The 13571-nt window shown below is 32.0% G+C and carries 13 protein-coding genes; 10 read left to right on the top strand and 3 right to left on the bottom strand.

Translation table 11 applies throughout. The features are described 5' to 3' along the window. Positions 1-63 precede the first annotated feature (63 nt). Positions 64-453, top strand: a complete 390-nt coding sequence (locus LG45_RS11205; protein ID WP_035127493.1) for an acyl-CoA thioesterase — start codon at positions 64-66, stop codon at positions 451-453. On the opposite strand, the gene LG45_RS11200 is transcribed toward LG45_RS11205, so the two are convergent. Continuing rightward, positions 454-1713 carry a mechanosensitive ion channel family protein gene (locus LG45_RS11200; RefSeq protein ID WP_035127225.1) on the bottom strand — a complete coding sequence of 420 codons (1260 nt, stop codon included), beginning with the start codon at positions 1711-1713 and terminating at the stop codon, positions 454-456. It lies immediately after the preceding gene. Further along, positions 1706-1990 (bottom strand): DUF3817 domain-containing protein, encoded by a 285-nt coding sequence (locus tag LG45_RS11195; RefSeq protein WP_035127223.1) that lies wholly within the window; start codon positions 1988-1990, stop codon positions 1706-1708. The genes LG45_RS11200 and LG45_RS11195 overlap by 8 nt, the downstream gene beginning before the upstream one ends. A gap of 115 nt (positions 1991-2105) precedes the next feature. Between LG45_RS11195 and LG45_RS11190 the strand changes: the two genes are divergently transcribed. The 9 genes from LG45_RS11190 to LG45_RS11150 all read left to right on the top strand — a co-directional run bounded on the left by LG45_RS11190 (position 2106) and on the right by LG45_RS11150 (position 12359). Then, complete coding sequence (locus tag LG45_RS11190; protein WP_035127220.1) at positions 2106-2621, top strand: DUF6155 family protein; 516 nt, start codon at positions 2106-2108, stop codon at positions 2619-2621. Between the two features lie 75 nt (positions 2622-2696). Then, a complete protein-coding gene (locus LG45_RS11185) occupies positions 2697-4232 on the top strand; it encodes a DEAD/DEAH box helicase (RefSeq protein ID WP_035127218.1) in 1536 nt (511 codons plus the stop codon). Positions 4233-4508: 276 nt separating this feature from the next. Next, complete coding sequence (porX, locus tag LG45_RS11180; protein ID WP_035127216.1) at positions 4509-6062, top strand: T9SS response regulator signal transducer PorX; 1554 nt, start codon at positions 4509-4511, stop codon at positions 6060-6062. A gap of 73 nt (positions 6063-6135) precedes the next feature. Further along, positions 6136-6543, top strand: a complete 408-nt coding sequence (gene tsaE / locus LG45_RS11175; protein ID WP_035127214.1) for a tRNA (adenosine(37)-N6)-threonylcarbamoyltransferase complex ATPase subunit type 1 TsaE — start codon at positions 6136-6138, stop codon at positions 6541-6543. A 73-nt stretch (positions 6544-6616) separates the two neighbouring features. Continuing rightward, positions 6617-7810 (top strand): alanine dehydrogenase, encoded by a 1194-nt coding sequence (locus LG45_RS11170; protein ID WP_035127212.1) that lies wholly within the window; start codon positions 6617-6619, stop codon positions 7808-7810. A gap of 282 nt (positions 7811-8092) precedes the next feature. After that, complete coding sequence (locus LG45_RS11165; protein ID WP_035127210.1) at positions 8093-8470, top strand: DUF4258 domain-containing protein; 378 nt, start codon at positions 8093-8095, stop codon at positions 8468-8470. A 121-nt stretch (positions 8471-8591) separates the two neighbouring features. Next, positions 8592-10376, top strand: a complete 1785-nt coding sequence (locus LG45_RS11160; protein ID WP_035127208.1) for an ABC transporter ATP-binding protein — start codon at positions 8592-8594, stop codon at positions 10374-10376. Positions 10377-10462: 86 nt separating this feature from the next. Further along, positions 10463-11737, top strand: coding sequence for a chloride channel protein (locus LG45_RS11155; protein WP_035127206.1), 1275 nt, complete (start codon positions 10463-10465; stop codon positions 11735-11737). Positions 11738-11741: 4 nt separating this feature from the next. Continuing rightward, positions 11742-12359, top strand: a complete 618-nt coding sequence (locus LG45_RS11150) for an HPP family protein (RefSeq protein ID WP_035127204.1) — start codon at positions 11742-11744, stop codon at positions 12357-12359. A gap of 31 nt (positions 12360-12390) precedes the next feature. Here the strand turns inward: LG45_RS11150 and LG45_RS11145 are convergent, their stop codons facing one another. Continuing rightward, entirely contained in the window at positions 12391-13560 is a 1170-nt protein-coding gene (locus tag LG45_RS11145; protein WP_035127202.1) for a proline dehydrogenase family protein, read from the bottom strand. Positions 13561-13571: the final 11 nt, after the last annotated feature.

Below are 13571 nucleotides of genomic sequence, written 5' to 3'. Positions count from 1 at the left end.
TAAATCTTTAATTTTAACTAAATAAAATAGCTAAATTTGTGCAAAAATTGAATTGTAATGGATATGAGATTTCACACCCGAAAATGGGTTAAACCCGAGGATTTAAATCCGAATAGTACTTTATTTGGTGGACGATTATTGGCTTGGATTGATGAAGAAATAGCGCTTTATGCAATAATCCAACTAGAAAGTCCGAGAATTGTTACCAAACATATGTCGGAAATAAATTTTAGAAGTTCGGCAAAACAAGGTGATATTGTAGAAATTGGAATTGATGTTATCAAATTTGGAAATACTTCTTTAACATTAATGTGCGAAGTGAGAAACATGATGACCAAAGAGACAATCATTACAATTGATACTATAACAATGGTTAGTGTTGACCTTGATGGAAAACCGCAAGCTCACGGCAAAACAAAAATTGAATATGTCGAAGATCGATTAAAAAGATAGTTATTCAAAAGTAACTACTTTATCTGTCGGCAATTCGTAAATTTCTAAGTCAAAATAAGGAATCGAAGCAATGATATGATCAAAAATATCTGACATAATGTATTCATATTGTTCAAATCTTTGGTCTTTTGAAAATGCATAAATCTCTAACGGAATTCCGTGTGCTGTTGGTTGCAATTGACGGCAAAGCAAAATCATTTCTTTATTCAAACCAGGATAATGTTCTAAATATTGTGTGATATATTTTCTAAATAACCCAAAATTAGTCATATTTCTTCCGTTTATAGAAAGCGATTTATCTACGTTATAAGTTTTATTGTATCGATTTATTTCGTCTTGGCGAACGTCTATATAATTAGAAACCAATTGAATAGATTTCATTTTTTGCAAATCTTCTTCATTTAAAAAACGAATACTTTTTGCTTTAATCAAAATATGTCTTTTTATTCTTCTTCCTTTAGAATCAAGCATTCCGCGCCAATTTCTAAAAGAATCAGAAATCAAACTATAGGTAGGAATAGTTGTTGTTGTATTATCGAAATTTCTAACTTTTACAGTTGCCAAATTTATTTCAATCACATCTCCATCGGCTCCAAATTTGTCAAATGTTATCCAATCTCCAATTCGAACCATATCGTTCATAGAAACCTGAACACTTGCCACAAATCCAAGAATTGTATCTCTAAAAATCAAGATTACAATCGCCGAAATTGCTCCAAGCGTACCTAATAAAGAACTCGTTTTAATATCAAATATTTGCGAAATTATTACTCCAACTCCACATATCCAAAGGATAATCATAATTACTTGAATATAACTATCGATTGGTTTGTCACTAAATTTGGGTTGTTCTTTTAAATAATCTCTAATGGCTTTTAAAACGCTTCGTACAATCCAAAGCGATAATAAAATGATATAAATTCCAACCATTTTACCAAAAACAGATTCCCAATAAACATAATTTTCAAGAATTACTGGAACCGATTTATAAATAAAAAGAAACGGAATTAAATGCGCGATATACTTGGCAGTTCTATTAGAAACCAATAAATCATCAAAATTGGTTTTGGTTTTTCTAGCGATTAAAATCATTAAAGTCACTAAAATTAACCTAAAAACCACATAAATTAAATAGGCTAATGCACCTAAAATTAGAATGTTAAAAACAAGGCTGATGTAGGCCGCAAAAGTATCTCCAAAATCTAATTTTCGGAGTAGAGGATACAACCAACCAAATATTTTTTCTAATATATCATGCATTTTTTACATATTTTTTTTCAATATAAAAAGTGCCAAACGGAAGTAATGAAGCTATTTGAACAATAAAAAAATCTTTAAGTGACCAATTCTGACTTTTCTTAATTAAGAAAGCTAAAATGACATAACCAATAAATAAAACTCCATGAGCCATCCCAATTGGATACAGTAATTTTTTATACAATATCATATTATTAGGCTTAACTAGTAACATATTGGCGAATAAAACCAAATAAGAAATTCCTTCTAAAATCGCCGTAAACTTAAAAATCTTTGTCATTATTTATTTTTTGCTTACAAAATTAAGCAATAGATAAATTAAAATCCTACAAACTAACTTACTTTTGTGATTAAATCTGATTTTTCTCTAAAATCAGTATTATTTTAGAACCATCATGAGTAAAAGAGATTTTAAAAAATATTTATCAGAACTAAATAAAGCACAACTTGAGGAGCAACTAATTGAATTGTATGATAAGTTCAAAGATGTTAAAGTGTACTACGATTTTGTTTTTAACCCAAATGAGCGTAACTTAGTCAAAGATGCTAAACTCAAAATTTCTAACGAATATTACCCAATTCGTGGAAAAAGACCCAAAATGCGTCGTTCTACAGCTCAAAAATTTATAAAGCATTTTATTACACTTGGAGTCGATGCTTTTATAATTGTGGACGTAATGCTTTACAATATTGAAATTGCTCAAACATTATCTTCGGAAAAATTTATTTCTTCTGAAGCTTTCTATAAAAGCATGCTCAATTCCTTTGAACAAGCCATTAGTTTTATGATTGAGAAAGGGATTTTGGAGGATTTTAAAAGTAGAGTAGTGGCTATCAAAGACGAAAGTGTCAAGCAAAATTGGATCAATAAGTATGAATTTAATGCTATTGTAGAACGATTTGATTATTAATTTTTCAACAATTAGAAAAAAAAGTGCGGTCGAACTCTTTTTTAGACGTAGTTTTGCAAAATTGTAAAAATTGCTATGTCAAAAAAAGATTTACTTGCCGAAATTGAAGATAAGAAGGAACTTTACAGTTACCAGAAAGGCGATATTGATAAAATCTTTGAACGATTAGACAATGCGCCACACAACTATCATTTGCTTTATCAACTGCCAACTGGCGGCGGAAAAACAGTAATCTTTTCAGAAATTACTAGAAGATATTTAGAACAACATAATAAAAAAGTAGTTGTTTTAACACACAGAATTGAGCTTTGTAAGCAAACTTCAAAAATGCTAAAAGCCTTTGATGTAAAAAATAAAATCATCAATAGTGCGATAAAAGAATTGCCAGATCAAGAAGAATATTCGTGTTTTGTAGCAATGGTGGAAACACTAAAAAATCGATTGAACGACGAAAAATTAGAGATAGAAGACGTTGGTTTAGTGATAATTGACGAAGCTCACTTCAACTCCTTTAGGAAGTTATTCAAATCATTCGAAAACGCTTTTATTCTTGGAGTTACAGCAACGCCATTAAGTTCGAATATTAAACTTCCAATGTATGAAAATTATAGCGAGTTAATCGTTGGAGATACTATTCAAAATCTAATTGAAAAAGGATTTTTGGCCAATGCAACAACTTACAGTTACGATGTAGGATTAACGTCGCTAAAAGTCGGAATTAATGGTGATTATACAGTAAAATCATCTGATGATTTGTACAGTAATATGGTGATGCAAGAAAAATTACTGCATGCTTATACTGAAAAATCTTTAGGTAAAAAGACATTAATTTTCAATAACGGAATCAATACTTCGTTGCATGTTTATGAGAGTTTTAGGCATGCTGGTTATAATATTAGACATTTAGATAACACAACAACAACCGAAGATAGAAAAGAAATTTTAACTTGGTTTAAGAAAACTCCTGACGCTATTTTAACATCGGTTGGAATTTTAACCACAGGATTTGATGAACCAACAGTTGAAACTATTATATTAAATAGAGCTACAAAGTCGTTAACGCTTTATTTTCAAATGATTGGTCGTGGATCAAGAAAACTGCCAAATAAAGACAATTTTACAGTTATTGATTTAGGAAACAATGCGTTACGATTCGGTCTTTGGAATAATCCGGTAGATTGGCAGCATATTTTTAAATCCCCAGAATATTATCTAGAAAGTCTGCGTGAAGATGCAGATATTGAAAGTAATTTCAAATATGTAATGCCAGATGAATTACGCAAGAAATTCTCTAAAACGATTGACGTTACAATGGATATTCAAGAAGAATTCAAATTCACGGTTAAGAATAATTTGAAAGCAAAATCAATTCTTGAAAAATCTTTAGAACAACATGCAATAATGTGCGTTGAAAATACTGAAGATTTAGTTGAAGCTAGAAAATTATCTAAAGAATTAAACGATGATATTGAGTACAGAATTCGACAATATTGCATTTGTTTAGGAAATGTTACAAAAAACTACAGAAGCTGGCTTATAGAAGATTATTCTTTAAAACTTACAATAGCCATTGGTAGAATATACCGCATCAAGATTATGTCTGAGGACTAATAATCGTAAGTTTTACCTATTTTACAATATTTATTTATTTGCACTATAATTTATATTATGTAAAATAGAATTTTTGCTTTTCTCATTGTTTTAAACTAATACTTTAACTTATCAGGTTCATATATATAAAATACTTTTATTTCAAACAACAATTTCAAACATACTCTTTTCAGTTAAATTCAAAAATCTTAATTAAACATTAAAATTTATTTTACAATAATTTTAGCATATTGAACGTTCAATAAACCTTAAATTGCACCAAATAAAAATGCTATCATGGATAAAATCAAAATACTTTGGGTTGATGACGAAATCGATTTGTTAAAGCCACACATCATGTTTTTAGAAAAGAAAAACTACGAAGTTACCACTTGTAATAATGGCCGTGATGCTGTAGATATTTTTGCAGAAAACAATTTTGATATTGTATTTCTAGACGAAAATATGCCTGGAATGAGCGGTTTAGAAACGCTACAAGAAATTAAAGAAAAGAAGTCTTCTACTCCAGTAATTATGATTACAAAAAGTGAAGAAGAATATATTATGGAAGAAGCAATTGGTTCTAAAATAGCCGATTATCTTATAAAGCCAGTAAATCCTAATCAGATTTTATTGAGTTTGAAAAAAAATTTAGATCATTCTCGTTTAATTTCAGAAAAAACAACGTTAGATTATCAAAAGGAATTCCGAAAAATTGCTTTAGAATTATCTATGGTGAATTCACACGAAGATTGGTTTGAATTATATAAAAAGCTCCTATTCTGGGAATTAGAACTTGAGAACATTGAAGATTCTAATTTAATTGATATTTTGGAATCTCAAAAAGTCGAAGCCAATTCGCAATTTGGGAAATTTATCGAACGAAATTACGAAGATTGGTTCGAACCAAAAGCCGATAAACCAATTCAATCTCATACTCTTTTCCGAGAATTAGTAGTTCCTGAATTGACTAAAAAAGATAAGCCAGTTCTATTTGTTGTAATCGATAATTTGCGTTACGATCAATGGAAAGCAATGGAAAGTACAATAAATAATTACTATAAATTAGAGAAAGAAGTTCCGTATTATGCAATTCTTCCAACGGCTACTCAGTATGCTAGAAACGCTATCTTTAGTGGTTTAACTCCTTTAGAAATGGAAAAACAATTTCCGCAATATTGGAAAAATGACGTTGATGATGGTGGGAAAAATTTATATGAAGGCGAATTTCTAACAGCGCATTTAAAACGTCTTGGTTTAAATATTAAACAAGATTATTTTAAGATCACCAATTTGGCTGGTGGAAAAAAATTAGCAGATAACTTTAAATCTTTAAAAGAAAATAACTTAGTTACAGTAGTTTACAATTTTGTTGATATGCTTTCTCATGCTAAAACCGAAATGGATGTAGTAAAAGAGCTAGCTTCAGATGATAAAGCTTATCGTTCTCTAACCTTAAGTTGGTTCAAAAATTCACCGCTTTTAGAAATCATTCAACAAGCACAAAAACTCGGATTCAAATTAATCATTACAACCGATCATGGAACGATAAATGTAAAAAATCCGTCCAAAGTAATTGGTGATAAAAACACAAGTTTGAATCTTCGTTACAAAACCGGAAGAAGTTTAACCTACGAAGATAAAGATGTTTATGCTGTAAGGGATCCAAAGAAAATCGGGCTTCCAACCATAAATATGAGTAGTTCTTATATCTTTGCAAAAAATGACAATTTCCTCGCTTACGTCAATAATTACAACCACTACGTAAGTTATTACAGAAATACCTATCAACACGGAGGCATTTCTCTAGAAGAAGTTATTGTACCATTTTTAGTATTTAATCCAAGGTAAAAACATGAGATAAGATTGAAGATGGAGCACATTACTTCCATCTTCAATCTTCCATCTTCTAACTTTAAAAAACATGGAAACAGTTTTTTCATTAGACGAAATCAACGAAGTTGCTCAAAAAATCCTATCCCAAAATCCAAAAAAAGTAATCATTTTTAACGGAAATATGGGCGTTGGAAAAACCACTTTAATAAAATCATTGGCTAAAAATTTAGGCGTAAATGATGCAACAAGCAGTCCAACCTTTTCTTTAGTTAATGAATATCAAATAGCTAATAATCAATATATTTACCACTTTGATGTTTATCGATTAAAAAATGAAACCGAAGCTTTAGACATGGGCATTGATGAATATTTATATTCTGGAAATTGGTGTTTTATCGAATGGGCCGAGAATATTCCAAATCTGATTCCAGACGAACACTCAACGATTACAATAGAACAACTTCCTGACGGCAAAAGACATTTGACTTTAAAATAGGTTTTAAAATTCGCAATTCGTAATTTCAAATTCGTAATTTTTATGTAACTTGCTCCAATATTCATTTGTAACTATGTCACTTACACCTTTTACAAAACAACAGTTACTTCCACAAGAAGAAAAATTGGAAATTGCACGTCATAAAAGCGAACTTTTCATTGGAATTCCCAAAGAAACCAGTTACCAAGAACGCAGAATATGTCTAACTCCAGATGCTGTACATTCATTAACAGCGCATGGTCACAGAATATTAATAGAATCTGGCGCAGGTGAAAGTTCTAGTTATTCCGATAAAGAATACAGCGATGCTGGCGCAGAAATCACTAGCGATACCAACAAAGTTTTGTCTTGTCCAATGCTTCTTAAAGTAGAACCATTGACTATGGCAGAAATCGAATTGGTGAATCCAAATACCATAGTTATTTCGGCTATTCAGCTTAAAACCAGAAAAAAAGAATACTTCGAAAAATTATCCAAAAAGAAGATTACCGCACTCGCGTTCGAATATATAAAAGACGAAGATGGCTCCTATCCTGCCGTGAAATCGCTAAGCGAAATCGCAGGAACAGCTTCCATCCTAGTGGCTGCCGAATTAATGATAAACAACCAGTTTGGTAAAGGATTATTATTTGGAAATATAACTGGCGTTCCACCAACCGATGTTGTAATAATTGGCGCCGGAACTGTAGGCGAATTTGCAGCAAAAACAGCTCTTGGTTTAGGTGCAAACGTAAAAATATTTGATAATTCCATCACAAAATTACGTCGTTTACAAAACAATTTAAGTCAACGCGTTTTCACATCAACCATCCAGCCCAAAGCGTTATTAAAAGCGCTTCGTCGTTGCGATGTGGCTATTGGCGCCATGCGAGGCAAAGAACGTTGTCCAATTGTAGTGACAGAAACTATGGTCGAACACATGAAAAAAGGTGCCGTAATTGTTGATGTCAGCATCGATACCGGCGGATGTTTCGAAACTTCAGAAGTGACAACTCACGAGAAACCAACTTTCATAAAAAACAACATTATTCATTATTGCGTGCCCAACATACCGTCGCGCTATTCCAAAACGGCATCGCTTTCAATAAGCAACATCATCACTCCTTACCTATTGCAAATAGCCGAAGATGGCGGAATTGAAAGCTCTATTCGTTGCAATAAAGGTCTAAAAAACGGAGTCTATCTTTATCACGGAATCCTAACAAACAAAGCAATTGGCGACTGGTTTAACTTGCCAGATAGCGATATTAATCTAATTGTTTTTTAGGAGCGAATCGTTCGGGATTTATCGAATAACGCAATTCCAGCTATCCGTTGCAATACTTGCAGAAAAAGCAAGTATTTCCGCTCCTATCTGGGCTATTAGAGAAACGTGGTTACCTATTTGTAAACTTTTTTATCAAGATACTATCAAATAAAAATTATAAAAACTACTTTTGCAAAAAGATATTTTTTAATGAAATCACCACTAAAAAAATGTTAGCGCAAGCTAACACCAATGAGTAAAAAAGTGATTACATATGTTACCGCTTAAAAATAATATTTACATATGAAATTTTACCAAAGATTAGCATACTATTTAGTCGGATTAGTAATGGGTGCATTTGTTGTTGCCTTAGTTTTATCAGGAAAAGACACACGTTGTAACTATTTTCCAAACTCTAGAGTTTTAAACGATTTACGCAATAAACCATTCAATTACAGCATCGAAGCCTCAAGAAAACTATCCGAAGATTGGATTGATACAGTCGATATCAAAAACACATTAACTTACGGCGATGTAGATTTTGACAAAAGCAACATAAGTTACCAAAACGGCAAACTGTATATCATTGAAGGACAAACCGTTCAAAAAGATACAATTACATTAAGAGTAATTAATTATCCAAATAAAGCTGTCTTAGAAGACATCATCCGAAAAAAATAAGAGAATTTAAACTATAAATAGAAATCCGTTTTGTAAAGCAAGACGGATTTTTTTTTGCTAAACTTTATAATATGTCTAATTCAATTTACTTCAATTATTAACTACTTTTGCAATAAAAAAAATGTCTAGGTTCAAAGAAAACGATTTACCAAAAGCAAAACTCAACGCAAGTTCTCTAAATAAAGCATTATTAATATTTAAATACGCCGACAATCATAAATGGAAATTTTATCTAGGTTTAGGATTTCTATTATTAACTGGCGGAACCGCACTAGCCTTCCCAAAACTAATGGGAATTTTAATCGACTGTGTAAAAAATAACGATTTATCAAAAGCCAATTCGATAGCTTTAGGATTAGTTGGAATTTTATTTCTGCAATCTTTTTTCTCCTTTTTTAGAATTTCATTATTTGTAAATTACACCGAAAATACTTTGGCTAATTTACGATTAGCGCTTTACAGTAATTTGATAAAATTGCCAATGCCATTCTTTACTCAAAAAAGCGCTGGCGAATTAAACAGTAGAATCAGTACCGACATCAACCAAATTTCAGACACTTTGGCAACCACAATTGCTGAATTTCTTAGACAATTTATTCTAATAATAGGAAGTTTTATATTGTTGGCAAGCATCAATTTGAAATTAACACTAATGATGATTTCCATTGTTCCGTTAGTTGCAGTTGCTGCAGTAATTTTTGGTAGATTCATTAGAAAATATTCTAAAAACCTGCAAGATCAAGTTGCCGATAGTCAAAGTATTGTGGTAGAATCATTACAAGCAATTACAGTTGTTAAAGCATTTGCCAACGAATGGTACGAAATTGCTCGCTACAAAAATAAAATTTCAGAAGTTGTTAAAGTAGCCATTAAAGGTGGAAATTACCGCGGTTATTTTGCATCGTTCATCATCTTTTGTCTATTCGGAACCATAGTTGCCGTAGTTTGGTATGGTGTAACTTTGAGCATCAAAGGCGAAATGACTGTTGGCGATTTAATTTCGTTCGTTTTATATTCCACATATGTCGGCGCATCATCTGGCGGAATTGCCGAATTGTACACCCAAATTCAGAAAGCTGTTGGAGCAACCGAACGTGTTTTCGAACTATTAGATGAAACTCCAGAAAAAATTAATACTTCTCAAAATCAATCGACAGAAAAAATTAAAGGAAATGTTTCGTTTCAAAATGTTTCGTTCTCTTATCCATCACGACCAGAAATTCAGGTTTTAAAAGATGTAAATTTCACTGCCAATTTTGGACAGAAAATTGCAATTGTTGGTCCGAGTGGCGCAGGAAAATCAACTATCTCTTCACTCCTATTACGTTTTTATGATATAGATGGCGGACTAATTTTAATTGATGATAAAAACATCTATGAATATGATTTAGAAAACCTTCGTGGCAACATGAGTATTGTTCCTCAAGATGTTATTTTATTTGGAGGAAGCATTCGCGAAAACATCGCCTACGGAAAACCAAACGCAACCGAAGAAGAAATTATGATTGCAGCAAAACAAGCTAATGCCTTCGATTTCGTAAACGGATTTCCAGAAAAATTCGACACTTTGGTGGGAGAACGTGGCATCAAACTTTCGGGCGGACAACGCCAACGAATTGCCATTGCGCGAGCATTATTAAAAAATCCTAGTATATTAATTCTAGACGAAGCTACATCATCCTTAGACAGTGAGAGCGAAAAATTAGTACAACAAGCTTTAGAAAATTTAATGGAAGGAAGAACAAGTATTATTATCGCACACCGACTTTCAACCATTAGAAACGCCGACGCAATTTTAGTTCTAAACGATGGGAAAATTGCCGAAAAAGGAACACATAAAGAACTACTCGAAATTGAAAATGGTATTTATAAAAATTTGAGCAATTTGCAGTTTAGTGAGTATTAGTGAATCTCTTAAAGTAATCCTAAAATAGAGCTATTCTCTCGAAGTGCCAATTGGTTTGGCTAAATTTGTAAATAAATCATTTTCAAATGCAATTTACCAAATCGTTCAAACTTCAATTAAAAGAACTAAAAACAATTACAATTACCTCCATTTTAATCGGATTTTTAGCATCATTTCTTGCTATTTCGTTGAAACGAATTACTGAACATTATGAAGCAATTTTGTTTTTCAAAGCCAATTCAAATAGTGTTTTTTATTTTTTGTTTCCCTTAATCGGATTGACAATAATTTACTTTTTAAGAAAATATTTATTCAAAAACAAAGAGAATAAAGGAATTAAAGAAATCTTTGAAAGCATTTCTTCATCTTCTAAAAAATTGCCATTATATAAAATTCCTTCTCATTTTATAAACGGATTATTAACCGTTATTTTCGGCGGCTCTACTGGAATTGAAGTTTCTACAGTAGTTGCTTCTGCAACAATTGGTTCGGTTGCACAACAAAAAAGTGGATTTCTAAATCAATATAAAACCGAATTTATTTGCGCTGGAGTTGCTGCAGGAATTACGGCACTATTTTGCAGTCCGATTGCTGGGATATTATTCGCTTTGGAAGTTATTTCAAGAAAAGTTACTAAAATATTTCTAATCACAACTATAATTTCGGTTACAGTAGCTTCGAGTTTACTTTTTTTACTTGACGAACCAGCATTGTTTCCAATTTCAGTCACTACTTGGCACTTGTACGCCATTCCCTATTTTATTCTTTTAGGAGTTTTGGCTGGAGCAAATTCTGTTTTGCTGACAAAAAGTGTTTTATTTTTTAAAAATCAATTCTCTAAAATTGAAAATGCTTTTTATAAAATTGCAATTGCGACACTTTTACTTGGCATGACAATTAGTTTTTTTCCAACTTTATATGGTGATAGTTATCACGGAATAAAAGAAATTATTGCTCATCCGAATACTAGCTTTACCATTACGTTTTTTATTTCAATAATTGGAATTTTAATTTTAAAACCACTTTTAACCTCAGTAACATTAGCTTCTGGCGGCGATGGCGGAGTTTTTGCTCCAAGCATTGTAATTGGTGGTTTTTTAGGATTATTTGTAGCGACTTTTGTAAATACGGTTTTCAATGCTAATGTGATTCCAATCAATTTTATTATTATTGGAATGGCAGCGTTATTAAGCGCAAGTATTCACGCACCATTTACAGCCTTGTTTTTAGTGTGCGGAATTACAAACGATTACACTTTGTTTTTCCCAATATTGATGGTTTGTTTAGTTTCTAAATATACGGCAAAATGGATTTATCCTTTCACTGTTTATTCCTATTCTTTAAAAGCTGTAAAATCATAATTGTATGCCAGTTCACAAACTTAAAAGAGGTTATAGAAAGACAAAGTATATCTTGTATAAAGAAACTTTAGTCGATTTTAAAGAGCATTTTTGGGCATTTGTCGGTTCTTTCATCGGAATCGGAATTATTGCTTATTTGCAATCTCAAACACTTCCAAGTGCAGATGTTGTTTATTTAATTGGTTCATTTGGAGCATCTAGTGTTTTGGTTTATGGAGTGATTCAAAGTCCGTTAGCACAACCTAGAAATCTTATTGGCGGACATTTAGTATCTGCAATTGTTGGCGTTAGCGTTCAAAAATTAGTGCCTGATGTACTTTATATTACTGCACCTTTGGCTGTTTCATTAGCAATAGTCTTAATGCAAATCACAAAAACACTTCATCCTCCAGGCGGAGCAACGGCATTAATTGCTGTAACTGGCTCCGAAACTATAAAAAATTTAGGTTATTGGTATGTAATTTCACCTGTTTTATTAGGAGCAATAATTCTACTTATCGTCGCATTGCTTTTTAACAATGTAACTTCTAAACGAAAATATCCTGTAAATAAGGAATTTGATGAAGTTAGAAGAAGAATTCCGTTTTTCCCAGCATATAAAAAATATCAAAATCCCAAGTAACAACTCGGGATTTTGATATTTTTTTTAACTATTATTTTGATTTTCGTCTAGTTCGTTCTGTTTTCAACAAATTCAATTCTCTACTTGTTTGTCCAGCAACAGAAGTATTTTCTTCGGCACGACGAATTAAGTACGGCATCACATCACGAACAGGTCCAAATGGTAAATACTTAGCAACATTATATCCGTGAGCGGCCAAGTTATAACTAATATTATCGCTCATTCCGTACAATTGCCCGAACCAAATGCGTTCGTCTTTAATTTCTATTGCATTAGCTTTTAGCATTTCCATTAATTTATACGAACTTTCTTCATTGTGCGTTCCAGCGAAAATTGCCATTTTATCAATGTGTTTCATCATATAATCAACTGCTGCATTATAATTGTCATCGGTTGCTTGTTTAGATGCACAAATCGGCGTTGGATAACCATTTTCTTCAGCACGTTTATGCTCTTTTTCCATGTAAGCGCCACGAACAATTTTCATTCCAATGTAAAAACCATCACGTTTAGCTCTATCGTGTAAACCTTTTAAATAATCCAATCTATCCCAACGATACATTTGTAACGTATTGAAAACGATAACTTTATCTTTATTATATTTACGCATCATGTCTTCTACCAAATCATCAGCAGCATCTTGCATCCAACTTTCTTCGGCATCAATTAACAACGCCACATCTTTACTGTGAGCTGTTTTACAAATAATTTCAAAACGTTCCAAAACTCTATTCCATTCGGCTTGTTCTTCTGAAGAAAGTGGTTGCTTCTCTCCTACTTTTGTATATAGATCCAAACGACCTAAACCAGTTGGTTTGAAAACCGCAAACGGAATTGCTTGACGTTCTTTAGCAAATTCAACCGTTTTTAAAGTCATTTCTAAAGCAGCATCAAACTGGTTTTCTTCTTCTTTACCTTCAACTGAATAATCCAAAACCGATGAAACGCCTTTAGTATACATTTTATCAACAACCGAAAGACAATCCATTTCATTTACACCGCCACAAAAATGGTCAAAAACTGTAGCACGAATCAATCCGTCAACAGGCAAATGTGCTTTTAAGGCAAAGTTGGTTACTGCAGTTCCTATGCGAACAAGCGGTTCATTGGAAATCATTTTGAAAAGAAAATAAGCTCTATCTAGTTCGGTATCGCTTTTTAAAGAGAAAGCAACTTCGGTATTGTTGAATATTTTGTCCATCGAAATTTTAT

Origin of the sequence: Flavobacterium aquatile LMG 4008 = ATCC 11947, assembly GCF_000757385.1 — a bacterium.
Classification (GTDB): Bacteria; Bacteroidota; Bacteroidia; order Flavobacteriales; family Flavobacteriaceae; genus Flavobacterium; species Flavobacterium aquatile.
This window is presented reverse-complemented; position numbering and strand designations above follow the sequence as displayed.

Coding starts and splice junctions, on each gene's coding strand:
- LG45_RS11205 (WP_035127493.1), top strand. CDS start 64: ATGAGATTTCACACCCGAAAATGGGTTAAACCCGAGGATTTAAATCCG.
- LG45_RS11200 (WP_035127225.1), bottom strand. CDS start 1,713: ATGCATGATATATTAGAAAAAATATTTGGTTGGTTGTATCCTCTACTC.
- LG45_RS11195 (WP_035127223.1), bottom strand. CDS start 1,990: ATGACAAAGATTTTTAAGTTTACGGCGATTTTAGAAGGAATTTCTTAT.
- LG45_RS11190 (WP_035127220.1), top strand. CDS start 2,106: ATGAGTAAAAGAGATTTTAAAAAATATTTATCAGAACTAAATAAAGCA.
- LG45_RS11185 (WP_035127218.1), top strand. CDS start 2,697: ATGTCAAAAAAAGATTTACTTGCCGAAATTGAAGATAAGAAGGAACTT.
- porX (WP_035127216.1), top strand. CDS start 4,509: ATGGATAAAATCAAAATACTTTGGGTTGATGACGAAATCGATTTGTTA.
- tsaE (WP_035127214.1), top strand. CDS start 6,136: ATGGAAACAGTTTTTTCATTAGACGAAATCAACGAAGTTGCTCAAAAA.
- LG45_RS11170 (WP_035127212.1), top strand. CDS start 6,617: ATGTCACTTACACCTTTTACAAAACAACAGTTACTTCCACAAGAAGAA.
- LG45_RS11165 (WP_035127210.1), top strand. CDS start 8,093: ATGAAATTTTACCAAAGATTAGCATACTATTTAGTCGGATTAGTAATG.
- LG45_RS11160 (WP_035127208.1), top strand. CDS start 8,592: ATGTCTAGGTTCAAAGAAAACGATTTACCAAAAGCAAAACTCAACGCA.
- LG45_RS11155 (WP_035127206.1), top strand. CDS start 10,463: ATGCAATTTACCAAATCGTTCAAACTTCAATTAAAAGAACTAAAAACA.
- LG45_RS11150 (WP_035127204.1), top strand. CDS start 11,742: ATGCCAGTTCACAAACTTAAAAGAGGTTATAGAAAGACAAAGTATATC.
- LG45_RS11145 (WP_035127202.1), bottom strand. CDS start 13,560: ATGGACAAAATATTCAACAATACCGAAGTTGCTTTCTCTTTAAAAAGC.